General features: G+C 66.0%; 20 protein-coding genes and 3 pseudogenes. 19 read left to right on the plus strand and 4 right to left on the minus strand.

The genetic code is table 11. The features are described from left to right. The first annotated feature begins 10 nt into the window (after nucleotides 1-10). Genes gvpO through DZA62_RS26510 form a run of 5 tightly spaced genes read left to right on the plus strand, consistent with a single transcriptional unit; the run spans nucleotide 11 to nucleotide 1,797 of the window. On the plus strand, nucleotides 11-250 hold the full coding sequence (gvpO, locus tag DZA62_RS26490; RefSeq protein WP_198664219.1) for a gas vesicle protein GvpO: 240 nt from the start codon (nucleotides 11-13) through the stop codon (nucleotides 248-250). A gap of 3 nt (nucleotides 251-253) precedes the next feature. Further along, entirely contained in the window at nucleotides 254-547 is a 294-nt protein-coding gene (locus DZA62_RS37015; protein WP_232827607.1) for a gas vesicle protein, read from the plus strand. After that, nucleotides 540-1,325 (plus strand): GvpL/GvpF family gas vesicle protein, encoded by a 786-nt coding sequence (locus DZA62_RS26500; protein ID WP_116951961.1) that lies wholly within the window; start codon nucleotides 540-542, stop codon nucleotides 1,323-1,325. The genes DZA62_RS37015 and DZA62_RS26500 overlap by 8 nt, the downstream gene beginning before the upstream one ends. Further along, the gene (locus DZA62_RS26505; protein ID WP_198664220.1) at nucleotides 1,322-1,507 is read left to right on the plus strand and encodes a gas vesicle protein; all 186 of its coding nucleotides are present in this window, start codon (nucleotides 1,322-1,324) and stop codon (nucleotides 1,505-1,507) included. Before DZA62_RS26500 ends, DZA62_RS26505 begins: the two co-directional genes overlap by 4 nt. Next, a complete protein-coding gene (locus DZA62_RS26510; RefSeq protein WP_232827608.1) occupies nucleotides 1,504-1,797 on the plus strand; it encodes a gas vesicle protein K in 294 nt (97 codons plus the stop codon). Before DZA62_RS26505 ends, DZA62_RS26510 begins: the two co-directional genes overlap by 4 nt. A 39-nt stretch (nucleotides 1,798-1,836) precedes the next feature. Here DZA62_RS26510 and DZA62_RS37705 read toward each other — a convergent pair. Both DZA62_RS37705 and DZA62_RS26520 read right to left on the minus strand, forming a co-directional pair. After that, a pseudogene (locus DZA62_RS37705) lies at nucleotides 1,837-2,178 on the minus strand (VOC family protein); the annotation flags it as partial. Between the two features lie 21 nt (nucleotides 2,179-2,199). After that, nucleotides 2,200-2,424 (minus strand): DUF7218 family protein, encoded by a 225-nt coding sequence (locus tag DZA62_RS26520; RefSeq protein WP_116951962.1) that lies wholly within the window; start codon nucleotides 2,422-2,424, stop codon nucleotides 2,200-2,202. A gap of 128 nt (nucleotides 2,425-2,552) precedes the next feature. Here DZA62_RS26520 and DZA62_RS37710 point away from each other — a divergent pair. The 5 genes and pseudogenes from DZA62_RS37710 to DZA62_RS37715 all read left to right on the plus strand — a co-directional run. Further along, nucleotides 2,553-2,897, plus strand: a pseudogene (locus DZA62_RS37710) (hemerythrin domain-containing protein); the annotation flags it as partial. A 321-nt stretch (nucleotides 2,898-3,218) separates the two neighbouring features. Then, a complete protein-coding gene (locus tag DZA62_RS37020) occupies nucleotides 3,219-3,677 on the plus strand; it encodes an SRPBCC family protein (RefSeq protein ID WP_232827609.1) in 459 nt (152 codons plus the stop codon). A 319-nt stretch (nucleotides 3,678-3,996) separates the two neighbouring features. Then, nucleotides 3,997-4,377, plus strand: a complete 381-nt coding sequence (locus DZA62_RS35960) for a hypothetical protein (RefSeq protein ID WP_157987928.1) — start codon at nucleotides 3,997-3,999, stop codon at nucleotides 4,375-4,377. Nucleotides 4,378-4,632: 255 nt separating this feature from the next. Continuing rightward, nucleotides 4,633-6,132 carry a lanthionine synthetase LanC family protein gene (locus DZA62_RS26530; RefSeq protein ID WP_116951964.1) on the plus strand — a complete coding sequence of 500 codons (1,500 nt, stop codon included), beginning with the start codon at nucleotides 4,633-4,635 and terminating at the stop codon, nucleotides 6,130-6,132. A 438-nt stretch (nucleotides 6,133-6,570) separates the two neighbouring features. Next, nucleotides 6,571-6,825, plus strand: a pseudogene (locus DZA62_RS37715) (transposase); the annotation flags it as partial. Nucleotides 6,826-7,347: 522 nt separating this feature from the next. Here DZA62_RS37715 and DZA62_RS35965 read toward each other — a convergent pair. After that, nucleotides 7,348-8,166, minus strand: coding sequence for a chymotrypsin family serine protease (locus DZA62_RS35965; RefSeq protein WP_157987929.1), 819 nt, complete (start codon nucleotides 8,164-8,166; stop codon nucleotides 7,348-7,350). A gap of 254 nt (nucleotides 8,167-8,420) precedes the next feature. On the opposite strand from DZA62_RS35965, the gene DZA62_RS26540 reads away from it, so the two are divergent. Then, a complete protein-coding gene (locus DZA62_RS26540) occupies nucleotides 8,421-8,975 on the plus strand; it encodes a hypothetical protein (RefSeq protein ID WP_198664221.1) in 555 nt (184 codons plus the stop codon). Between the two features lie 2,111 nt (nucleotides 8,976-11,086). On the opposite strand, the gene DZA62_RS26555 is transcribed toward DZA62_RS26540, so the two are convergent. After that, the gene (locus DZA62_RS26555; protein WP_116951968.1) at nucleotides 11,087-12,502 is read right to left on the minus strand and encodes a hypothetical protein; all 1,416 of its coding nucleotides are present in this window, start codon (nucleotides 12,500-12,502) and stop codon (nucleotides 11,087-11,089) included. A 272-nt stretch (nucleotides 12,503-12,774) separates the two neighbouring features. Here DZA62_RS26555 and DZA62_RS26560 point away from each other — a divergent pair, with 272 nt between their 5' ends. The 8 genes from DZA62_RS26560 to DZA62_RS26595 all read left to right on the plus strand — a co-directional run bounded on the left by DZA62_RS26560 (nucleotide 12,775) and on the right by DZA62_RS26595 (nucleotide 23,062). After that, nucleotides 12,775-13,842: a LacI family DNA-binding transcriptional regulator gene (locus DZA62_RS26560; protein WP_198664222.1), complete on the plus strand. Its 1,068-nt coding sequence runs from the start codon at nucleotides 12,775-12,777 to the stop codon at nucleotides 13,840-13,842. Between the two features lie 68 nt (nucleotides 13,843-13,910). Further along, nucleotides 13,911-15,236, plus strand: a complete 1,326-nt coding sequence (locus tag DZA62_RS26565) for an ABC transporter substrate-binding protein (RefSeq protein WP_116951970.1) — start codon at nucleotides 13,911-13,913, stop codon at nucleotides 15,234-15,236. 129 nt (nucleotides 15,237-15,365) lie between these two features. Beyond that, the gene (locus tag DZA62_RS26570; RefSeq protein ID WP_157987931.1) at nucleotides 15,366-16,196 is read left to right on the plus strand and encodes a carbohydrate ABC transporter permease; all 831 of its coding nucleotides are present in this window, start codon (nucleotides 15,366-15,368) and stop codon (nucleotides 16,194-16,196) included. Between the two features lie 59 nt (nucleotides 16,197-16,255). Beyond that, complete coding sequence (locus DZA62_RS26575; protein ID WP_157987932.1) at nucleotides 16,256-17,104, plus strand: carbohydrate ABC transporter permease; 849 nt, start codon at nucleotides 16,256-16,258, stop codon at nucleotides 17,102-17,104. Nucleotides 17,105-17,131: 27 nt separating this feature from the next. Next, nucleotides 17,132-18,751 (plus strand): FAD-dependent oxidoreductase, encoded by a 1,620-nt coding sequence (locus DZA62_RS26580; protein WP_116952070.1) that lies wholly within the window; start codon nucleotides 17,132-17,134, stop codon nucleotides 18,749-18,751. Further along, nucleotides 18,748-21,225 carry a glycoside hydrolase family 2 protein gene (locus DZA62_RS26585; RefSeq protein WP_198664223.1) on the plus strand — a complete coding sequence of 826 codons (2,478 nt, stop codon included), beginning with the start codon at nucleotides 18,748-18,750 and terminating at the stop codon, nucleotides 21,223-21,225. Before DZA62_RS26580 ends, DZA62_RS26585 begins: the two co-directional genes overlap by 4 nt. Beyond that, complete coding sequence (locus DZA62_RS26590) at nucleotides 21,222-21,962, plus strand: sugar phosphate isomerase/epimerase family protein (protein WP_116951973.1); 741 nt, start codon at nucleotides 21,222-21,224, stop codon at nucleotides 21,960-21,962. Before DZA62_RS26585 ends, DZA62_RS26590 begins: the two co-directional genes overlap by 4 nt. After that, the gene (locus tag DZA62_RS26595; RefSeq protein ID WP_116951974.1) at nucleotides 21,959-23,062 is read left to right on the plus strand and encodes a Gfo/Idh/MocA family protein; all 1,104 of its coding nucleotides are present in this window, start codon (nucleotides 21,959-21,961) and stop codon (nucleotides 23,060-23,062) included. The genes DZA62_RS26590 and DZA62_RS26595 overlap by 4 nt, the downstream gene beginning before the upstream one ends. Nucleotides 23,063-23,198: the final 136 nt, after the last annotated feature.

Raw genomic sequence — 23,198 nt, forward strand, 5'->3', positions numbered from 1 at the left:
GGCGTCGGAAGTGGCCGCTCGGGCGGCCGAGGAATTGGCCGCGCTCAGCGGGCGCACGGCGGAGGCCGTCACCGGCATCCACCGGACCGACGACGGCTGGCGGGTGCGGGTCGAGGTGCTCGAATTGGAGCGCGTCCCGCGTTCCACCGACGTGCTGGCCGAGTACGCCGTCGACCTCGACGGAGACGGCGACCTGACCGGCTACCGGCGCGCACGGCGCTACTCGCGCGGCGCGTCGAGGGAGGACTGAACCATGACGCAGGCCAGAGAGCGCGCCCCGCTCACCCGGCCCTACGGATCGGCACTGGCTGCGCCGCCGCAACCGGCGAACCTCGCCGACATCCTGGAACGGGTCCTGGACAAGGGGATCGTGATCGCCGGCGACATCCGGGTCAACCTGCTCGACATCGAGTTGCTCACGATCAAGATCCGGTTGCTGGTGGCGTCGGTCGACAAGGCCCAGGAGATGGGCATCGACTGGTGGCGCCGCGACCCCATGCTGTCGGGCGGCGGCAACGGCGACGACGACAGGGCGCGCGATGAGTGAGACCGCCAGCTACCTCTACGCGATCGCGGCGCCGGTCGGCGACGACGTCCTCGACGGCCTGCGGGGGGTGGCGGACGAGCCGGTGCGGGTCGTCCGCCACCGCGACTTGGTCGCCGTCGTCGGCACCGTCGACGTCAGCGCGGGCGGCGCGTTCGGAGAGGAGGCGCTGGCGCGCAACCTCGACGACCTCGGCTGGCTGAAGGCCGCCGCGCAGGCTCACCACGGCGTCGTCGACGGCGTCGCACGGGCGGTGCCGGCAGCACCATTGCGACTGGCCACCATCGTCGCCGACGACGACGGTGTCCGAGAACGCCTGGACCGCTGGCACGACGGCTTCCGCCGTGCACTCGACGAGGTCGCCGGGCGGGCGGAGTGGAGCGTCAAGGTGTACGCGCCGGAGGTTTCACCGCCGGACACCGACGCGGAGCCGGCTCGCGCGCCGGGCACTCCGGGCACAGGAGCGGCCTACCTGATCCGCCGCAAGGCCGCCGCTACCGCGCGCGACGACGCATTCGCCCGCGCGACGGCCGTCGCGGGGCAGGTGCACGAGGAACTGACCCGGTACGCCGTCGACGCCCGCCGGCTCGCCGTGCAGGACCAGCGGCTCACCGGCCACGACACCCCGATGAGCCTCAACGGTGCCTACCTGGTCCCGGTCGACGGGGCCGATACCTTCGCGGCGGTCGTCGAGAGTCTGCGGGAGCGGCACGAGGACTGCAGGTTCCAGCTGGCTGGCCCCTGGCCGGCGTACTCCTTCGTCACGGTGGAGGAGCCGTGACCGTCGCCCCGGCTGCGCGGCCCGAGGGCGTGCAGATAGCGCTGGTCGACCTGCTCGACCGGCTGCTCGGCGCCGGCGTGGTGGTGTCCGGCGACATCACCATCTCCCTGGCCGGTGTCGATCTGGTAGAGGTCCGCCTGCGTGCGCTGATCCGGTCGATCCGAGCCGAGGAGGCGCGGTGACCCGGCCGATGCATGTCCTGCCGAACCGGATCGACTCCGATGCGGACTCCGTCGAGCGGGACCTGTTCAAACTCGTCCTCACCGTCATCGAGCTGATCCGGCAGCTGATGGAGCGGCAGGCACTGCGCCGGGTCGACGAGGGCGACCTCGACGACGTCCAGGTCGAAGCGCTCGGTCAGGCGCTGCTCCAGCTGGACACCGCGATGGCCGAACTGCGCGGCCGGTATGGACTGACGATCCGCGACCTCAACCTGGACCTCGGCCCGCTCGGCACATTGCTGGGCGACTGAGCCGTGCCGTTCAGGACGACCGGCGGTGCAGCAGAACTCGTTGCCCTCCGGATCGGCCAGCACGGTGAACCCCTCCCTGCCGGTCTGCCCGACGTCGGCGCGGGTGGCACCGAGTCCGAGCAAACGCTCCACCTCCGTGTCCGCCGTCCCGGCCGCCGCGACGAGGTCGGGGTGGTCGCGGCTCTTCTCGTGCTTTGGCCCGGCGCAGGGCTGCAGCCAGACGGAGAGCGTTCCGGCCGGTGCGCCGACGGGCGGGTGCAGGTGGGCGCCGTCGCCGTCGCCGTCGGGCTCGATCCGGTAGCCGAGCGCCGCGGACCAGAACCGCGCCATCAGCTCGACATCCCCCACGTCCAACGTCCATTGCGCGAACGTACTGGTCATCGTTGCCCTTTCGCATCGGGTTCAGCTCTTGCGGTGGGCCGCCTTGCCGCCCTTGCGGCTGGCCTCCTTCTTCTGTGTGGTCGTACGGCCCTGGGAGCTGTCGCCGACGGAGCCGCTCTGCTTGCCGCCGCGCTGTGAGGCGCCGGGGGAGTTGGCGATGCGCGCGGCCCGCTCCTTCGACATGCCCTTGTCCTTCAAGGCTTCGTACTGCTTCTCGTTCTTCACGTTCGCCGACCTGCTGGGCATGGCCGCCTCCTTGGTCCGTTCTTGGCGGTCCGTACCCCGCTGCGCACGACCGATGCCCAGCGCATGCGGCAGCAGGCGCCCGGTAAGGGTCGGCCAGGTCGCGACGGGCGACCGGAGGGGTGAGGACGATGGCTGAGAGCCGTGACGTGGTGGATCTGATCGAGAGGGACCACAGGGAGATCGAGCGGCTCTTCGAGTTGCTGCGTAGTGATCCTGGGCGGCGGGATCTGGCGGTGACCGAGGTGACGGCGCTGCTGGTCGCGCACAGCCGGGCCGAGGAGGCTGCGGTGTATCCCGTCGCGCGGGACGAGGCCGGCGAGACTGACGAGGTCGCGCACAGCCAGGAAGAGCATGCCGAGGCCGAGGCGATCCTCGAACGGCTCGCCGCGATGGACGCGCACGATCCCCGGTACGAGGCGGTGCTGCGCGAGCTCGTCGAGTCCGTCGGTCATCACGTCGAGGAGGAGGAGAACACCGTTCTGCCCGGTATGTGGCAGCGGCTCAGCGGCGAGCGACGGGCGGAGCTGGGGGGAGGCGTCGTGCGGAGCTCCGTCGTCGGCGTCCACGTAGCCGAAGCCACGGCCCCTGCGCTGGCGCAGGATCGCCGGCCCGGTGGATCCCACGTCGCTGTCGCAGGATCGCCGGCCCGGTGGATCCCACGTCGCTGTCGCAGCGTTACCCCTCCGTGGGGGGCGTTCGTACCCGATCGGGGGCAGGTTCACGCGTCGTTACCGGGCGGCAGACCCGGGTACGGGCCGAGAGACCGACGAACCGACGATCCGAGAGGAGCATTCATGTCCACGGCCACGAAGTCCGTCGACGTGCACGTCCCGATCACGACCGCGTACAACCAGTGGACCCAGTTCGAGGAGTTCCCGAAGTTCATGGACGGCGTCGAGACGGTCAGTCAGCTCGACGACCGGCACCTGCACTGGACGGTGAAGATCGCTGGCGTGCAGCGTGAGTTCGACGCGGAGATCACCGAACAACACGCCGACGAGCGGATCGCGTGGCGCTCCACCGGCGGCGTCGACCAGGCCGGCGTGGTGACGTTCCATCGGCTCGACGCGGAGAACACGCGTGTCACGCTGCAGCTGGAGATGGAGCCTGAGGGCATGGCCGAGACCGTCGGTGAGAAGACCGGCATGGTCTCCATGGCCGCCGAGCGAGATATGGCGAACTTCAAGGAGTTCATCGAATCGCGTGGCCTCGCCTCCGGTGCCTGGCGCGGCGACGTCCCGCGCGACGACTAGGCGGCCGCGGCCGGGGTGGTGGTGGTTCGTAGTCAGCGGCACAAGGGGAGACATCGGCGCCGACGATCGCGGACGTCGTGAGGCATGGGTTTCGGGGCTCGGGCCGAGGACGCGTCGGCCCAACGTGAGCCGCGCCCCTGAGCGACTATTCAGAAGCGCGGCCCACCTGCTATTTGGGTACGATCTGTCTCGCGTTGCCTATACCGGCGTGCAGCTTGGAGTCGTTGAGAGAATCTAGCACGGTTGGCTAAGTTTGATTTAGTTTTTTCGTTGGTTGACGCGGGCTGGAGTGGCTAGCTGATGCGCATAGGCGGGGGATATGGAAGCTCGGCCGCTGGAGTTCCGCGACTTCGCTCTGGGCATTTTTGCAGCCTATGTTTGCGCGTGCGCCCTGATGATCGCCCTCGGATCCTTCGTAATCGATGACTCGTTTTCTGCTGGATTGTTCCTTGGCGGCCTAGTTGCAATTTTTGCGATTCCTTTGATTGCACTAATCGCAGTACCGGGCTCGATGTACATCGAGCGCCGACTAAACGGTGCTGGTGATGCTCCTGTTGGTAGGCTCGCCTATTGGTACCTGGTTCTGGGTGCACTGGCCGGAGTGCCGCTTTCCTTCCTCTCCTGGCACGTCATGAGTGTGAGTATCGTCTCGTCCTTGGTTGGCAGATTTGTGGCGGCGGTGAGTGCGCGGAAAGGTTAGCCGGGATCATTCTCGGGCTGGCGAAGTACCCCACAGCCAGGGCGCTAGCGGGGTAGACGCGGACGTCTGGCGCTTGAGAGCCTGGCCAGAGTCATCGCGACGGCCCCATCGGCGCGTGTTGTCCCTCGTCGGAAAGTGCGTACGACCTCGGGCGTCGGCCACGCACCGGAGGTGCAATGAGGCGCGCGCCCAGGCCGGAGAAGTGCGGATCACGTTGTCTGAGTTCCGGCATCGCCATCGTCACCGACGGAGTCGATGCTCCGGATCGTCCTTCCGGGCCTCGCGACGCTCGACGCCGCGGGCCTCAAGACCCGCACGACGAGATCGGCCCTCACAGCGGCCGACACGACCGTGATCTACGTGTCCGCCGCGGACGTGTCCGCGGTCGTCTCATGGCTGCGCCCCTTCGCCGGAGGACTGTGCGGCCCGGTTCCTGCCTGCACCGATGCCGTCGCGGACGGGGTCGCCCTCGCGCCGGGTCACGGAGCCGAGAGCTACGGTGCGCGTGTCTGCGCGCGGCTCGCGGCCATGTGGGTCGACGGGATCACCGATCACCATGCCCTCGATCGAGGCCTGACGGAGAGCATCCCCCGCCTCGCGCCGTCCGTGGTCCGGGACGCCAGGCGGGCCTGGCGCGCGCCCGGCCCGGCCGCGAACGACCACCCGCATCGTGTGCCGTCGCCGCCACGGTCTGTCAGTTCGTCGCTCAAGGACACCCTTGCGGCCGTCGTCGCGGACCTCACCGGGACCGCGATCTGGCGCGACGGCGCGTGCTCGTGGCTCGTGCGCACCCACCCGGACCAGGACCGGCACGGTCTGGCCGGGCCGTACCTGTACGACGGCACGGCGGGGATCGCGGTCGCCCTGACCCATGCCGCTCGTGCCCTCGGCTGCGAGCAGACGATCGAGACCGCCGCCGGCGCGGCGACCCACGCCGCGCGCACCGTCGGCACCGATCCGACTGGCTACGATCTCGGCCTCTTCACCGGCGGCGCCGGCGCGTGGCACGCCGTCCGCATCGTGGCGGCCCACTGCGGGCGCCCTGACCTCCACCGGCAGGCATCCGAACGGCTCGCAGGCCTGACAGTGCCGCGGGGCCGGGGTCCCTGGGATCTCATCGACGGCCTCGCCGGCTACGCCTATCAGGCGAGCCTGCTGGACCCGCCCGCCCGGCCGGCCGCGGAGTCGCTGGGGCGGGTCGCGCGACGGCTCGACTCGCTCCGATCCCGGCAGCTCGGCTTAGCCCACGGGGTCCTCGGCCGAGATCTCGCTCTCGCAGCACTCGCCCCGGGTGGCACCGGCGCGACAGCCGGTCCGGCCTCCGTCGATCCCGTGGTGCTGCGGCGGCGTGGCGGCACGAGCTGGTGCCGTGGCACGGCCGGGCTGGTCGAGGCCGACCGGCTCGTGCGCTTACTGCGCGGCGACGGTTACCGCGAGGGACGGGTGGACGAGGCGCTGCGGACACTCCTCGAACGGCACGCCGCTGTCGCCGAGCGCACCGTCCCTACCGGCAACCTGTGCCACGGCCCGCTGGGCGCGGTACTGATCCTTCTGCTCCGCGACCACGAGATCAGCCCGCCGCCGTCACTCACCACCGACTGGTACGGGCACGAGTACCGGTCCGCCGAACCTGGCCTCATGACGGGCAAAGCAGGCGTCGCGCATACCCTCGCCGTCGCACTCGCCACGATGGACTCCCTCACCCGCCCGACGACACTGCTGGCACTCCTCGTGTCCGGCTCGTGCAGGGCGTGATGGCTTCCGCCTTGGGTGCCGAGGCGTGAACCGGTGGAACGCGTATGTCCTGTCGATGAACAGACCCCGCTTGTTGATCTTTCGAAAGGTTTCAGGGGTCGTCGGCCTGGGTGTCGTCCTCGTGCCGCCGCTCGGCCGGCGCACGACGTATCAGCGGGATTGCGTCCGTGGTGACGATCACCGATTTCGGTAACCGACAATGTCTGTTGGCACGTGTTCATGATCTACAGGGGGTTTGATCGGCCGGGACGAATGCAAGCGTGTGCGGAGCAGTCGCACGCAGTCTCGCCCTGGGTCTGATGGGGGCTCTCAGTCCCAGGGAGGGATGGGAGTCATGGTGGCACCGAGGGAGTATCCGGAGGAGCTTCGAGAGCGGGCGATCCGGATGCGGTCGAGGCGCGGCGTGATCCGGCGACGCGGCCTGGCGCGGTCCGGCGGGTCGGTGAGCAGCTCGGGATCAATCCCGAGGCATTGCGCGGGTGGGTCAATCAGGCCCTGATCGACGCTGGCGACCGGCCCGGGACCACCACGCCGGACGCACAGCGCCTGGCCGAGTTGGAGCGAGAGAACCGTCGACTCCGAGCAACGCCGCGCAGGCGAGACTCAGAGAGCAGGATAGCGGCAACTGGGCGGGGAGACCTCAGGCTACCCGTCCGACAGCCAGAACCGCCGGTCACCGAACCACACAAATAAGATCACGATGAGCTGCGCTGGGTCTCCCATGTCAGCCTGTGAGCGGCCTCATATTGTATAGCGAGGCGACCGTATGAATGGACGTGAACCACGCAGCACACGGCCCGACAGTCGAATTGGCGTTCGTAGCGCCACTCTGTATTCCTACCGCCCGGGGGCCGCTCGAAACAACTTGAATCCATGGGCCGCCGCTGTCACCTTGATAAATGCACGGACCGTAGGACTTGTAAGCCCGCACCATAGGGTACATGGTCCAACCGTTGGAATACGTCACGGAAACATGCGTATCGGTAATATCCCAACCGCATGATGTTCCACCCAGTGCACCGCTCATGCACAGGCTGCCGCCGCTAACATCGACTGGCCAACTAGTATTGTAGGAATTTATCGTAGTGTATGTTGTTGTTCTCCTTGCTCCCCAGAAGACGCTAGGGCTACCTCCTGTGATGGGCCAAACAGTTAGGTCGCCGTAGCGAATATCACCAATAAGTCTTGAGTCTCCGCTGGAATTGAGAGTGTTCGTCATTCCGCTAACGGTTCCAAGAAGGTTCGTCCATGTCGAGCCATCCCCACAAGACTGTTGGCAGCATTATAGGTGGATACTGCAACCGTGCCGATGCAGTGGCCTGCTGTCACCATGAACTGGCGAGCATCAGTAGCTCGCCGGACAGCGAAACCACCGGTGCAAACGGGCGAATGCACGTGCCAGTTGGTCGGAGCATAACCTGCGCCGCCGCTGTACGGGTAGCGGTCCTTCCACCGGTCGGGGCCGGCAGTCGCCACTGCTATGTCCTCTTGCCGAAATAGAGTGTCAGTCCCAAAAACGGCTTGTGCGGCCAGGACTGTCGACTCGTTGAGCACGGACAGGCCGATGACGAGCTTGTTGTCTTCGGGATCGACAGTCGCGGTGACCATGGAGGCTCCGGCGTAATCGGCCTCGTTGAGACTCGGATCGAGCGCCGGCTCCATGAGTTCCTCGAGGCTGTGATCCACCTCCCGGATCTCAACTGGCGTAGGCGCCGTCGCCACCAAATGCTCTAGCTCATCGCCAACGACCGCTTCCCACCCAGGAGTGACGTTCACGATCACGCTGCCATCGCGGTAATGATTCTTGGCCCAGATGTCTTCATGGCCACCCAGAACCGCATTGGCCGCGTTGAATGCGGATTCCTCTTGAGGTGTCAGATCAAGATCATACGCTCGTTCGGGCGCGATATACGACTCCCAGTCGCGCTCTGTGCGCGTATCTGCACCCGCTGCGTGACGTGCGGCAAGTGCGGTCGCCAACAGAACTAGAAGTGCAGTCCCCGCCTTCACGGGTGTCTGACGAGTCAATGTCATGAGCCCCCCCAGCTGTCGATCGTCGCAAGTTGGATGATCGTTTCACCTGATTGAGATTGTGTCAATGTATGGTGTAAACTAGTGGCGAGTTTTTCCGACTTGATCAGCCCACATGGAACTTTGCGCTGGCTGGGAACGTCTACTGAATAGGCGCTCGGGTGCGGGGTCACCGGCAAGGGGCGAGGGAGGCGGTCAAGATGAGACGACGGTTGGCAACGCAGGCGGGCCGGGCCCACGGTGTGCTGCAGTCTGCGATGGGACTGCTTGTCGTAGGTGCGGGCGTCGGCGCCGTGACTGCGTGCGGCGCCAGCGACGAGGCCACTACTTCGGAGCATGATGTGACCAACTGGCAAGACAGAGTGCTCACGTCACAACCTGTCGAACTCCCGTCACCTGAGGCAACGGCGACGCTTGAGCTCGCCAATGCGGTTCTGGATGGTCATGAAGACATCTGGGCCAAGAATCATTACCGCGATGGCAGCGTGATCGTGAACGTCACTCCTGGGTGGGAAGCGGTCGTTGGCGATGAGCTAGAGCATTTGGTGGCGACGGCGCCTACGCCAGTTGAGATCCGGGAGGTGGATCACAGCCTCGAGGAACTCATGGAGCCGGCGCTCGATCCGAGTCTCAACGAGGCCGATTACGCCGGAGCCTCCATGGTCACCGCGACTGTCGATCCCGAGCGGAACGCCCTCGTGGTCGGATTGACCGAGGTTGACGAAGACTCTGTCAGTGCTGCAGCTGAGGCATTCGGGTCAGATGCATTGTTCGTGCGCGAGGATCCTGCTAGCCCGACAGTCAATCGTTGATCTTGCGGATCGGAACCACAAACACCTAGCGACGGTGTTCTCGCGGCGCCGCAGCGGGGTGCTGGCGGGGCGTGCGGAAGAGGTGCCTCGAGCCGCGCGGATCCGGCCGGGTCGCCGGATGATCGACGTCCTCGGCACCCCGCTGTACTGCTGCCAGGCGATGGAGCCGAATGTCAGATGCATGGTGAGGCTCGCGACGGCGAACCCCGTTCGTAGGTTCGATGCCCGCGGCACCGCAGTCGTCGCGAGCCAACTCACAGGCACGGGCGCGCGAGCCGTTGTCGTCGAGGACGGCCTCGACATCGAGACCTGCGAGGGTTCAGCGACGATCGGCCTAGAACTGGGCCGGCGCCCTCCCGTCGCTCGATGCCGTCCTGATCGCTCTCCGTGGCGGAGTGATGGCCACCAGGGCGGGTCGCGTGCTGAAGACAGCGGCGTACGGCGTCGAGGTGACCTGCGTTCAACCGGCGGGCGCACTGGCCATCCGGTGTCACCGTCGACGGGCGCCGCGAGGTGCTCGGGTTCGATGTCGGCGACAGCCGGCGCTCCGGTTCGGGTGGTCCGGCAGCCTGCCAGATCTGATCCGCTCGCTGTCGGCGATGGCTTCACCATGTCCGACCGTAAGCGATCACGTCCGGCCACCTACGACCGTAGTTTGGCGAATACGTGTCCAAGTTCGCCTTCCTGCCGCAGCCTCGCGCGTGTTACAGCAGGTCAGCGCAGGTGGTGATGCTGCCGGTGCACCGCCCTCTCAAGGCGGTAGCGCGGGTTCGAATCCCGTCGGGGCTACAGATAGGCGCCCCTCACCTGCGGAAACGCAAGGTGAGGGGCGCTTTTGTGTCCAGCCGTCGACGGTCGTAGACGGCTCGCTACGGGCGTCCTCGCCAGGTGCGCGCCCAAGGTTCTCGGCTGGTGGTGGCGCTTCAGCGCTGCGACGATCCTGGCTCGGTACAGCTCGTCGTCGCCGTCGACGCACGTGGCGTAGATCTTGAGCAGGACGTCGACGGAATGTCCGGCCCAGGCCGCGACCTTGGTCGCTGGGACGCCGGAGTTGAGCCAGGTGGAGACGGCGGCGTGGCGCCGGTCGTAGGGGCGCAGCGCGACCAGCAGACGTTCGCATCGACGTCGAAGACTGCCTCGCGGGCGCGGTTCCAGACTCGGAACACGGTGAAGGCGGGGAGGTGGTCGGAGCTGCGTTCGCCGACGAACAGGCGCCCGTCGGGTGTGGTGCCGAAGGTGTCGAGGTGGTGGTGCAGCAGGGCGGTGAGTCAGGTGGTGACGGGACCTTGCGTACCTCGCCTGGCTCGCGCTGTTTGAGTGGCCGGTCATCTCGCGCATTGCCTGTGTTGGTCCATTCGCCGCCGGCGTGGGGCTCGGCTGCTTCCAGGTAGATCCAGCCCCAGCCCTTGCCGGGGAGATCGAGGTTGTCGCGGCGTAGTTCGGCGGCTTCGGGGCGGAGCGCGGCGTAGTAGAGGCAGCCGAAGTAGGCCTCGAGACGCTGCCCCGTGAAGCTCTGGGCGGCGACGGCGGCGAGCAGGTCGCGCGCCTGGCTCGGGTTGGCGACGCAGCGCCGGTCGACCTCGGCGATGCGGTGCGCCGGCTGCTTGACGGTGGGGAGCGGGTTGGTGACGAGAACCTTCCGCTTGATCGCGTACTCGGCCAGGTTGTACAGGATCTTCCGCCACCGTGAGATGGCGCTGGTCGCCCTGGCACCACCGTCGAGGCGCACCGCGAGGCCGTCGACGAGGTGGCGCAGCACGTCGGTATCGGCGAGATCCGAGGCCGGTCTGCTGTGGCTGGCGGCCCATCGCAAGGCGTCGCTCACCCAGGCCGGCTGATTCGGGTCCTCGCGCCGGTTGGTGTTGAACGCCCACCGTTTCAGCGCCGCGCGCAGCTGAACACCGTTTCCGTGCCATCACCATCGCCCTCAAGACGATGTCTCCCCGCTACGAGGGGACCCCGGCTGGGGTCGACGAGAGGCTGGCTAGATCGGCTGCTCCCGTCGGGGCCCGGGAATCATGTGGCGGTAGGGCCCCGACGAGATCAAAGTACCGCTCGACGAGCGGCATCCGCCCACTTCAGCGGCCCGTGGGAAGGGATGCCGCGGGTGGTCACGGCCCGTCGGGGATGGCGCAGAAGTGGCTGTGCTTCTCGAGGCCCGTGGCAGCGATCCACCCCGCCGGATCCTCGATCGTCCAGGGCTGCCCGTACTGGAGGGGCGTCGCCCGCTGCAAACGTATGGTGTTTCGATCCGATACGAAGCCTGTCGGGACGCCAGCACCGAAGTAGGCGTAGTTCATGGTGGAGTTGAAGAAGAAGTTGTCCTCGATAGGGAAGTCGATCGGGAGCTCGTTCAGGTAGATCAGCAGGTGCGTGCTCTTGCCTGCCTTGTCTGGGCGGACGGCCGCGCCCCAGCTCTTGCCGGCGTCGATGCAGGTATTCCGGGTGAAGGAGCAGTTCACGAATCCAGTGCCCGGGCCGCGATTCGTCCCCTTCGACCATGTTTCAAGGGACTGGGTGCAGTTCTGCACGAGATTATCCCGGATGATCACATCGGTCCAGCCGAGATTCGCTCCCTCCTGACTTCCCTGGCACGTGATTGCGACGTCGTAGACCTGGCTGATCGAGTTGTTCTCGATGGTGATCCCTCTAGAGCCGATCCACAACTGGACGCCGTTGCCGTACCGAGTGGTGTTGGCAGCCGGACCTAGCTGGGAACCTCCGATTTCTCGGATGATGTTGCTTCCGAAGTAGACGTTCGCCATCCCTGCGGCCCCGCTGAAGCCGTGCCCGCCCGCTCCGAGGAGATCCAGCTCGGTGACGTTGAGGGAGGACTGCCCCACGATGATGCTGTCATCGACGGCAATGCGTACGCTGCGCCCGTTGGCTGCAGGGTTGGAGTACGCCCGGACGTAGACGTACTGGTCGTCCGAGTAGAAGTCCCACTCCGAGGCGAGCGCGGCCAGAGACCACCGCTTGACTCCCCGGATGACACCGTCCACATTGAGGAACCCCACCTCGGTACTGGCGGAGCTGGTGTTCCCCGTGTACGAGCCGGACGCCGCCGTGATGTCTATCCGCCACACGCCCGAACTGTGCTCGATCCAGGCTCCCGGGATCTTGCAGATCTTGTAGCAGGAGATCTGAGGTCGAGCACCTGTCCCGTAGGCACCGATCGACAGGGACGGCTCGGTTCCCACTGCTCGCGGGATCGCTGTGACCGCTCCGTAGAAGGTGTCGCCCCGGCGTAGCAGAACGACGTCGCCGCGGTTGATCGTCCCATCAGCCAAGGCTGCGTTGAGTTTCACGATCGAGGCCCAGGCGTTGGCGTCGCTCAGGCCGCTCTTGGAATCGTCGCCATTCGAGCGAAGGTAGAAGGTCTTGCCGCCCGGAGCGGGCTCCATCGCCCGGGCGGCGTGGGTCGACGGGGCGAGCGCCGCGAGCGCCCCTCCCGCCAAGGCAGCCGAAAGGAGCGTCCGCCTTCTCAGGGCGAAGCTCGACGAATGGTCTTCGGAGGATGGGTTCATGACAGCCTTTCGCCCGCGAAGGGGTCGCGATTAGGTCGTCAACAGTGCTCGTCTGAGGGAGGAGCGGGCCCACGTTTTCGACGTTGAACGGGTACCCGCCCGCGATATCACGGGCGATGGGGAAAGTAATGCTGACCCGTGCACGGGAAATTGTCAACGCTCGATCGCAGGCGCCTTGACAAGAGCCCTTCGTGCGGTAGGCTGACTCCCGAGCTGGACTAATGCGTATTAGTAATCATTGGCCGCGCGGAGTCTCGACGAGGAGGCGATCGGTGTCCCGCTTTGCGAAGCCGAGCCAGCGCGATATCGCGAGGCTCGCTCAGGTGTCGCAAACAACGGTCTCCATGGTGATCACGGGTAAAGCGGAAGCGATCGGGATCTCATACGACACCCAGGAACGCATCCGGCAGGCGATGCGAGAACTCGGCTACACGCCGAACGTTGCAGCTCGGTCGCTGCAGGGCGGGCGAAACGGTCTCATCGGCGTCCACACGTTCGAGCCGGTGTTCCCCGTGAGCGCCGACGACTACTTCCACCAGTTCCTGGTGGGCATCGAACAGATGGCGGTCGAGCTCGGGCAGGACCTGGTGCTCTTCGCATCCACCCAGGGCGCGGATGGAACCCGATCGATCTATAGGACCGGCGTGAATCGGCTCAACCTGGCCGATGGCGTGATCATGCTCGGCATCGAGAAGAACGACAGTGAAGTGGCCCGGCTCCGCGCAGAGGGGTATCCCTTCGTGCTCATCGGCCGGCGCGATGTTGCAGGGGTGCCGTTCGTGACCACCGACTATGTGGAAGCGGCAGGGGCGGTGGTGGACCAACTGGTCTCTCGGGGGCATCGCTCGATCGGATATCTTGCGCGACCGCTCGACACGAGTCCTCAGAACGAACGCCGAGAGGGCTTCCGTGAGCGCATGTCCGCGAGGGGAGCGATCACGGTGTTCGAGAGATTTGTCGAACCCGCAGATCTCGTCTCGTCGTGGCTGCGCGATGCTATGGCGTCGGGAACCACGGCCATCGTGGTCGAGAACTACGAGCTCATCGCAGCCCTTGACTCGGCGGCCTCCGACGTGGGGGTCGCGATCCCGGAACACCTGTCGGTCGTGTGCCTGGATTGGGGAGCCCATGACCTCAACGGGGCGGCATGGAGTCATCTCTCGGTTCCTCGCCGCGAACTCGGACGCCGCTCGGTTGCCGTGTTGATGGCTCTGCTCGAAGGCGAGATCGGACCCGATCACGCGGAGGTAGTCCCCTGTGAACTACCGGGATCTGCGACGATCGCCGCGCCCAGATCCGGCCTGGGCGCGGACTCGGGATCGCGGCTCGGTCCGAGGTAGCGCATCACCTTCCCGCGCTCCGGGGGCACCTCTCTTCGGTTGGGATCTAATACGATTTAGGAGATGACATGGTCGTCGTCATAAGACCCAGACGCGTCGCCACATCGGCTGTCGTCGTCGCATCCGCGCTCGCGCTGTCCGCCTGCGGTTCCGCCGGACCGGAACCATCGGGCGGCGAATCGTCCGGGGAACTGAGCGTGTGGTTCCCCGGAACCAACCAGACGGAGATCGATCTCGTCACCGAGCAGATCGTCCCCGCCTTCGAGGAGGAGACCGGCGCGACGGTGGAGGTCACGTTTCTCGACTGGGGCGACATGTCCACCAAGCTCAACGCCGCGTTCGCCGGCGGAACCGCTCCGGACGTCTTCGGGCACGGGCCTGCGGCGCTAGCCGACTTCGTGGCGAACGAGCGTGTTGAGCCGCTCACCGAGTATGTCGATCGGCTCAGTGCGGAGGACCAGGACGATCTGGCGGATGCCATGTCGGGTGGCCAGGTCAACGGCACCCAGTTCCTGATACCGCTCTCTCTGCAGGGGTCGCTCCTGGTGTACAACGCCGACGACTTCGTCGAGGCAGGCCTGGATCCCGCCAATCCGCCGGCCACCTGGGAAGACGTCTACGATGTTGCCTCCGACCTCACCGTCCGAGATGCGTCGGGCACGATCGTCAGATCCGGACTCCTGCTCCCCAGCCAGCCGATCGGCCGGCAGCAGACCTTCGCGTTCCTGCTGCATTCGGCAGGCGGTCAGCAGCTGACAGACGACGGCGCCGAGGCGGCCTTCGCGTCAGACGAAGGTCAGCGCGCACTCGACTACTTCACCCAGCTCTTCAGCGGGAGCGACGCCGTCTCCGCGGGTCTCGGCGCGGATTACAGCAATGCCCCGACTGCTCAGCAGCCTCTCGTACTCGGGACAGCCTCGATCACGCTGCTGAGTCCGAACTCGATGCAGCAGGTCGTCACTGCTTACCCGGAGCTGGATCTGCGCGTGATGATGCCGCCGAAGTTCGAGGGAGCCGACGACGGGCATGCCCTCGGAGGGGCTGGCCCAGGCCTCATGATCAATGCCGACAGCGCGGAGAAGGACCTTGCCTGGCAGTTCATCCAGTACATGATCTCGCCGGACACGGGAGCCGAGTACACCCAGGGCATCGGAGCGATCCCGGCCCGCGCATCGGCGGCATCGACGCCGTACGTCCAAGACAACCCGGTCCTGCAGGCCTTCGTCGAGGCTGCCCCGCTCTACGTCACCAACCCCAACGTGCCTGGATGGGTTCAGGTGCGCGACACCATGGACAAGTACATCGAACAAGCGCTCAACGAGACGACCTCGGCTAGAGATGCGCTGGACCGGGCGGCCGCGGACGTCGACAAGATCCTCGAAGCCAACAGGTAGGGATCTCAGCACATGACACCTCCAATCTCCCCGGCGGGCGCGTTGAGGGACGCGCCCGCCGGGGTCGCCCCGGCGGACACGAGAAGGCGCCGACCCCGATCGAGAATCGGACTGATCGGACTGACGTTCGTGGCGCCGGCCGCGGTCTACGTGATCGTCTTCCACTTCGTTCCGGTGGTCTACGGGTTCGTCCTGAGTTTCACCTCCTACAGTCCGCTCAGCCGATCCGGACCCGAGTTCGTCGGTGGTGACCACTACACGAGCCTGCTCTCGGATCCAGACTTCGGCCGAGCGCTGCTCATCACGGGCCGGTACGTGCTGCAGGTGCTTCCACTGACGGTCGCGATCGCACTCGTCCTCGCAATGCTCGTGAATCGGCCCTTCAAAGGCGTGGGCTTCTTCAGATCGGCCCTCTATATTCCGCACATCGTCTCGCTGACCGCCGTCAGCATGATCTGGTTATGGATGTACTCGCAGAACGGACTGTTCAACGAGGTCCTGTCCTTCTTCGGCCTGCCGGGTCAGGCCTGGCTGTTGGATGAGCAGACCGCCCTCAACGCGGCGTCCGCGATGCGGATCTGGAAGGCGCTGGGCAGCAACATGGTCCTTCTGCTCGCGGGCCTTCAGTCCATCCCCAAGGAGCTCTACGAGGCCGCTCGAGTCGATGGGGCGGGGCGGTGGAATCTCTTCCGCTACGTGACGCTGCCCGGACTACGCCCGATCCTCGTCTACGTCGTCGCGATGGACATCATCTTCCTCGCGCAGGGCTTCGCCGAGATCTTCGTGCTGACGCAAGGTGGGCCCCTGGGAAGCACGACGACGGTGAACTACCTCATCTACACCGAAGCGTTCCAGTACAACCAGTTCGGCTCGGCATCCGCCATGGCGTTCGTACTTTTTGCGCTCATCATCGGTTTCTCGTACCTCTCGATGCGAGGCATCTCCGGGAGGCGAAATTGAGGTCGCCAGCCAGGACGGACCCCGGGGACCGCATGCGTGGGCGTCAGGGGAGGCCCGCCATGCGACGCGCGTCGTTCGTCGCTGCGCTGATCGCGATGTCCCTCATCGTGCTCCTCCCGTTCGTTTGGATGGTCAGTCTTGCCTTCACCCCACAGGAACAGGCCTTCGGCTCGTTGAGCGTCATCCCGGCGCAGCCGACGCTCGACAACTTCGTCACCGCGTTCGTCGATGCGAACCTGCTCCGCGCCCTGGCGAACTCCGCGATCGTCGCGTCCGTGGCCGTGACTGCGAACTGCGTTATCGCGGTGCTGGCCGGATACGCGTTCGCGATGCTTCCGTTCCGCGGCGCGACTCCGATGTTCTACGCGCTCGTCGCGACCGCCGCCGTTCCCGTCTCGGTCACCCTGATCCCGCTCTTCCTGATGATCCGCGGCATTCCGCTGACCGGCGGAAACGACCTCTTCGGCGCAGGAGGAAGCGGCCTGCTCGACACACTCGCGGGCGTGGTCCTGCCTTATCTAGTCATGCCGATGAACATCTTCCTGGCGCGACAGTTCTTCAGCACCGCGCCCGTCGAGCTTGCTGAGGCAGCACGGATCGATGGCGCCGGCGAGTGGCGGATATTCACGCAGATCTATCTGCCCTTGGCTCGTCCGCTCGTCGCGGTGGTCGCGGTCTTCTCGTTCACAGGCGTGTGGGACGACTTCCTCTGGCCGTTGGTGTCGACGACGTCGGCTGATACTCAGACGGTCCAGCTCGCGTTGGCGCGATTCCTGGCGAGCGGGAACGTGCAATACGGACCGCTGATGGCGGGAGCCGTCCTCGTCACCATCCCCGTTCTCATCGTCTTCCTGTTCAACCAGCGGAGCTTCATCTCCGGTCTTTCGGACGGAAGCCTCAAAGGCTGAGTCGAAATGCTCTTCGAGAGGATTTGTATGCCGCCAGCGCATCGCGCAGCAACGCTCGTCGTCATCGGAGGTGGGGTGGGCGGGGTCGCCGCGGCGATCACAGCTGCTCGTCTCGGCCACAGTGTGATCCTCACAGAAAGCGGTGACTGGCTCGGCGGCCAGTTGACCAGCCAGGGGGTGCCACCCGACGAACACGAGTGGATCGATACGCGACGCATCTCGCCCAGCTACTCCGAGCTGCGTACCCGGATCCGCAATCACTATCGGAGCAACTATCCGCTCTCGGAGGAGTCGCTGGGAACCGTCGCACTCAACCCCGGGGGTGGATTCGTATCGCGACTCTGTCACGAGCCCCGCGTGGCGGCGCTCGCCATCGAGGAGATGCTCTCGCCACTTGTCGCCTCCGGGCTGGTGACCGTGTTGAAGCACACGAAGCCGATCGGAGTCGAGCGGGTCGGCTCTCGGGTCGAGGCTGTTCTGGTCCGCGATGTCCGCGACGGCACCGAGACGCGGTTGGCTGCGAGCTTCGTGGCGGACGCCACCGAGCTCGGCGATCTGCTGCCCCTGGCCGACATCGACCACGTCATCGGGGCGGAGTCCTCAGCAGAGACGGGGGAGCTCCATGCGCTGGAGATCGCCGATCCGTTGGACCAGCAGGCGGTCACCTGGTGTGCCGCGCTGGAATACAGAGCCGGCGAGCGGAATGTCATCGACAAGCCATCCGGTTACGAGCACTGGGCAACAGCTGTGGCGCCATTCTGGCCGGGACCGCAGTTGTCATGGCAGGACGTCCATCCGGTGACCCTGGTGCCGCGGGTGAGGCCGCTGTTCGCCGGCGCTCCCAGTGACGCGGAGACCTCGGACGACCGAGACCTGTGGCACTATCGACGGATCCTCTCCCGGAACGCGATGCTGCCCGGCTGGTCGAGCGGCGACGTCACCCTGATGAACTGGCCTCAAGCGGACTACTGGGAGAAGCCCCTACTCGGCGTCACGGACTCCGCACGCGCAGAGGCGCTGTCAGGAGCACGGGAGCTCACTCTGTCGTTCATCTATTGGATGCAGACCGAGGCCCCGAGATCCGACGGCGGTGTGGGGTATCCGGAGCTGCGTCTCCGCGGCGACGTGCTTGGCACGACGGACGGCCTGGCGAAGGAGGTCTATGTCCGGGAGTCGCGCCGCATCCGCGCCAGGTTCACCATCACAGAGGGACATATCGGGCGGGAGATGCGTGAGTGCGGCGCCGGGGCCGAACGCTTTCCGGACGCCGTAGGCATCGGCTACTACCGCATCGATCTGCACCCGAGTTCGTCAAGGACCTACGTAGACATCGACTGCTTCCCGTTCCAGATCCCACTCGGGGCCCTTCTTCCCCGTGACGTCGAGAACCTGTTCGCTGCCAGCAAGAACATCGGGACGACTCACATCACGAATGGCGCCTATCGGCTGCATCCCGTGGAATGGTCCATCGGGGAGGCGGTGGGCGCCCTCGCAGCCTTCTGCGCCCGCGAACGGATCACGGCCGAGGAGGTGCATACGAACGCCGCGGTGTTGAGCGACTATCAGTCGCTGCTGACCGGGAGGCTGGGTATCGCGATGGACTGGCCGGACGACATCCGAACCAAGGATCCCGAGGTGGTCACGTGACGTTCGGGGTCGATCGAATTCTCCGCCGGAGTCGGATCGATGAGGGGTGGTCGGCCGAGGCCGGGATAGGGAAGGTCCCCGCGCACATCGTCGGAGTCAGTATTCCCGCGCAGGTCCCGGGGTGCATTCACACCGATCTCATGTCCGCAGGGCTCATCGATGACCCATATGTCGACGACAATGAACGGGTCAACGCATGGATCGGGTACTCGGACTGGAGCTACCGGACAGCGTTCGAGTGGACGAACGACGGACACCAACGCGTCGACCTGGTGTTCGAGGGTCTGGACACCGTCGCGACCGTCAGTGTGAACGGCGTCCGAATCGGGCGGACCGCCAACATGCACCGCACGTATCGCTTCCCCGTTTTGTCCCATTTGATCGAGGGAACCAACGAGCTGTCGATCCGGTTCGAGTCGCCGATCAGGTACGCGGATCGGGTGAGTCTTGAGGGCGGCGCTCGCCCCCATGTGATGCAGCACCCTTACAACGCGATCCGCAAGATGGCCAGCAACTTCGGCTGGGACTGGGGCCTGGATGCGGCGACCGTCGGAATCTGGCGTCCGGTCACTCTGGAGAGCTGGACCACAGCTCGCCTGGCGAGTGTGCGACCGCACGCGCACGGCGACGGAGCCAATGGACGAGTGGACGTCCGTCTCGACGTCGAGCGGGAATCGGCGGATGCCAATCTCGAGATCGAGGTCCGGGTCGGTGACTCCTCTTCCCGAGCAACAATCCCCGGGCAGGTTACCGATGCGACCATCAGCGTCCACGTGCCGGACGTCGAACTGTGGTGGCCGAGGGGCTATGGGGCACAGCCGCTCTACGAGGTGGAAGTCATCCTCGAGGAGGGCGGGTCCGTTCTCGACCGTTGGTCCTCCCGACTGGGATTTCGCACGGTGCGCGCGGTCTCCGAACCCGACGACCACGGGTCGAGCTTCGAGCTTCAGATCAACGGAGAGCGCCTCTTCACGAAAGGGGCGAACTGGATCCCGGACGACTCGTTCATCCATCGCGTGACTCGAGATCGATACGCACACCGGTTGTCGCAGGCTGTGGACGCGAACCTCAACACTCTGCGGGTGTGGGGCGGCGGCGTCTTCGAGAGCGACGCGTTCTACGAACTGTGTGACGAGCTCGGGATACTGGTGTGGCAGGACTTCCCCTTCGCCTGCGCCGCCTACTCCGAGGAACTCCTCGCGGCGGAGGTCGAGGCGGAGGCCCGCGACAACGTCACCCGGCTCATGCCGCACGCCAGTCTCGTTCTTTGGAACGGATGCAATGAGAATCTCTGGGGACACCGCGACTGGGGCTGGGAGCAGCAACTCGATGGCGGGACCTGGGGCGAGGGCTTCTACTTCGACCTTCTTCCCCGAGTTCTCGACGAGTTCGACCCTCATCGACCCTACGTTCCGGGTAGCCCGTGGTCTCCGCGGGCGGACCTTCACCCCAATGACCCGGACCACGGTCTCACCCACGAGTGGGTTGTCTGGAACGAACGGGACTACCTCCACTACCGAGAGCACGTACCGCGCTTCGTCACGGAGTTCGGGTGGCAAGGGCCAGCAACGTGGACAACGCTCACCCGCGCCATCTCCGACGAGCCCCTGACCCCGCAGTCGCCGGGAATGCTCCGCCATCAGAAGGCGGTCGACGGAAACACGAAGCTGACGCGAGGTCTCCTGCCGCATTTTCCATTGCCCACGGAGATCGAGGACTGGCATTGGGCGATGTCGCTCAATCAGGCCATCGCCGTCGAACTCAACATCACCCACCTGCGCTCGTGGGCCCCTCGGTGCGCGGGCGCGATCATATGGCAGCTCAACGACTCCTGGCCGGCAATCTCGTGGTCTGCGATCGACGTCCACGGCCGGGCGAAGCCGATGTACTTCGCGATGCGGCGCGCCTTTGCAGACCGGATACTCACCGTCCAGCCTCGAGGTGACGGCTACGTGCTCGCGGCAGTCAACGATCGACGCGAGATGTGGAAGGGTGAAATCGCTCTGGAACGACGCGACTCGCGCGGATCGCCCCGGGCCTCGCAGGTCATCCCGATGGAGGTCGAGCCCCGCGGAACGGCGATCATCCCGATACCGTCAGAGATCTCGCGCTTCGACGATGCGGCCGATGAGTTCATCGTCGCAACCGACGGCACCGTCCGAGGTCTGTGGTTCTTCGCCGACTACCGCGAGTCGACCCTTGGCCCGGCGCGCTTCGACGCACAGGTCGAACGGACCGCCGACGGGTACGCGGTGCGGGTGACCGCGCGGACGCTCATCCGGGATCTCTCGCTGCTGATCGACAAACTCGATCCAGATGCCAGCGTGGACGAGATGCTCGTGACGCTGCTTCCCGGCGAGACCACGACGTTCAGGGTCGTCACGTCGGCCCACCTCGATGCGTCGACGCTGGTGTCGTCTCGGGTGCTGCGTTCGGCCAACCAGGTGCTCTTCCCTCGAGAGGAATTCGCATGACCCTGGACATCTCGGTCCAGCTGTACACGGTTCGCGACGCACTGGCGCTGGACCTGCGTGGGACCCTCGAACGGCTGGTCGCGATCGGATATCGAGCGGTCGAGCCCTACAACCTCGCCGCCACGGCCGGACCGCTGGGTCCGGCCCTGCTCGAGCTCGGACTCCGCGCGCCGAGCGCACACGCACGACTCATCAGCGTCGAACTCGAGCCGCTTCTCGAAGCCGCCAGCAAAATAGGCATTTCGACCGTCATCAATTCGTCAAGCGACCCGGCCCTGTGGTCGACGCGCCGCGGGATCGAGTCCGTCGCCGACCACCTGAACATCGCGGCGGAGCTGGCATCCGATTACGGGATCCGGATCGGGTATCACAACCACGCGTGGGAGCTCGGCCACGACTTCGACGGCGACACCGGCCTCGAAGTCCTCGCCGGCCATCTCAGTGAATCGATCGTGCTGGAGGTCGACACCTACTGGGCCGCGGTCGCCGGGCACGACGTCCCGTCGCTCCTCGACAGACTGGGGACGAGAGCCCAGTACCTCCATCTGAAGGATGCGAAGACCATCGCTGAGCACTCGGCCCAGGTCGCCGTCGGCGCCGGCGTGATGCCGGTCGACAGGATTCTCGAGGTGGCCCCTGACGCGCTTCGCGTCGTCGAGCTGGACCAGTCTGAGGGCGATGTCTTCGACGCCGTGGAGGACAGCTTCAACTGGCTCGCCGCACGGAGCGGGTCATGAGATCCGGTCCGGTCGGTGTGGGAGTCGTCGGAGCAGGGGTCATCAGCGATCAGTACTTGGCGAATCTGACGACGTTCCGAGACGTCCGGCTCTGCTTCATCGCAGACATCGACCTCGAGAGGGCCGCGACCCAGGCGGGGCGGTACGGGGTTCCTCGCTCCGGAACGGTGGACGAACTGCTGGACGACGACGAGGTCGAGATCGTCGTGAACCTCACGATACCCGCGGTCCACGTCGAGATCGCGGCTCGGGCACTGGCCGCTGGAAAGCATGTATGGAACGAGAAGCCCATCGCGCTCGATCGCGACAGTGGAACACGGCTGCTTGCGGCCGCGACCAGCGCCAGGCTGCGGGTGGCATGTGCACCCGACACGTTCCTCGGCGCGGGCATCCAGACCGCGTTGCGCATGGTGCGGAGCGGGGTCATCGGGACGCCGTTCGGGGCGATCGCGCTGTACCAGAGCAGCGGACCCGAATCGTGGCATCCGAATCCCGAGTTCCTCTTCCAGGCCGGGGCGGGTCCGCTCTTCGACATGGGCCCCTACTATCTCACCGCATTGGCTCAAGTCTTGGGCCCGATCGCCCGAGTGACGGCCACCGCGTCGACCGCCAACCCGATGCGGACCATCACCGGTGGCCCGAGAGCTGGAGAGACGTTTCCCACCCGCGTCCCGACCCACGTGAGCGCCTTGCTGGAATTCGAGGGCGCGGGCTCCGCTCAGTGCGTCTTCAGCTTCGACTCGAAGCTTGCACGTGCAGGTTTCCTCGAAGTCACGGGCACGTCGGGAACGGTGGCACTCCCCAACCCCAATCGATTCGATGGTGACACCAAGGTGTGGAGCGGCGCACACAGCGATCCGTTTCTGCATCCTCCCCGGGGCGGCGGCAGCGGACGAGGGATCGGGGTCGTCGACCTTGCTCGAGCCGTGCGCGCGGGTTCCGCAGAGAGGGCATCCGGGGAACTGGCCCTCCATGTCCTCGACGTCTTGGTCTCGATCGGCGAGTCAGCCGACCGTGGCCAGTCCGTGCCGGTGACGAGCACGTTCAGGCCGATGGAGCCCTTGCCGGACGATTGGGACCCCGCCATCCTGACCCTCTAGATGCCGGATGCGGTGCTGATTTCGCATAGTTGGTGCTGCGCCAGACCACCGATTCCCACCCGTCTCCTGACCGCCTGGCCTCCTCGGGCGCCCCGAACAGGTGCCTTCTCAGCCGACAGGCGAGCGATCCGTCGCG

The organism is Jiangella endophytica (genome assembly GCF_003427025.1).
Taxonomy (GTDB): domain Bacteria; phylum Actinomycetota; class Actinomycetes; order Jiangellales; family Jiangellaceae; genus Jiangella; species Jiangella endophytica.

Bases quoted from the DNA above. Each gene is read 5' to 3' on its own strand.
- DZA62_RS26575 (WP_157987932.1), top strand. From the start codon at position 16,256: ATGCGACGCGCGTCGTTCGTCGCTGCGCTGATCGCGATGTCCCTCATC.
- DZA62_RS37015 (WP_232827607.1), top strand. From the start codon at position 254: ATGACGCAGGCCAGAGAGCGCGCCCCGCTCACCCGGCCCTACGGATCG.
- DZA62_RS26590 (WP_116951973.1), top strand. From the start codon at position 21,222: ATGACCCTGGACATCTCGGTCCAGCTGTACACGGTTCGCGACGCACTG.
- DZA62_RS35960 (WP_157987928.1), top strand. From the start codon at position 3,997: ATGGAAGCTCGGCCGCTGGAGTTCCGCGACTTCGCTCTGGGCATTTTT.
- DZA62_RS26540 (WP_198664221.1), top strand. From the start codon at position 8,421: ATGGGACTGCTTGTCGTAGGTGCGGGCGTCGGCGCCGTGACTGCGTGC.
- DZA62_RS26530 (WP_116951964.1), top strand. From the start codon at position 4,633: ATGCTCCGGATCGTCCTTCCGGGCCTCGCGACGCTCGACGCCGCGGGC.
- DZA62_RS37020 (WP_232827609.1), top strand. From the start codon at position 3,219: ATGTCCACGGCCACGAAGTCCGTCGACGTGCACGTCCCGATCACGACC.
- DZA62_RS26520 (WP_116951962.1), bottom strand. From the start codon at position 2,424: ATGCCCAGCAGGTCGGCGAACGTGAAGAACGAGAAGCAGTACGAAGCC.
- DZA62_RS26500 (WP_116951961.1), top strand. From the start codon at position 540: ATGAGTGAGACCGCCAGCTACCTCTACGCGATCGCGGCGCCGGTCGGC.
- DZA62_RS26565 (WP_116951970.1), top strand. From the start codon at position 13,911: ATGGTCGTCGTCATAAGACCCAGACGCGTCGCCACATCGGCTGTCGTC.
- DZA62_RS26555 (WP_116951968.1), bottom strand. From the start codon at position 12,502: ATGAACCCATCCTCCGAAGACCATTCGTCGAGCTTCGCCCTGAGAAGG.
- DZA62_RS26595 (WP_116951974.1), top strand. From the start codon at position 21,959: ATGAGATCCGGTCCGGTCGGTGTGGGAGTCGTCGGAGCAGGGGTCATC.
- DZA62_RS35965 (WP_157987929.1), bottom strand. From the start codon at position 8,166: ATGACATTGACTCGTCAGACACCCGTGAAGGCGGGGACTGCACTTCTA.
- DZA62_RS26580 (WP_116952070.1), top strand. From the start codon at position 17,132: ATGCCGCCAGCGCATCGCGCAGCAACGCTCGTCGTCATCGGAGGTGGG.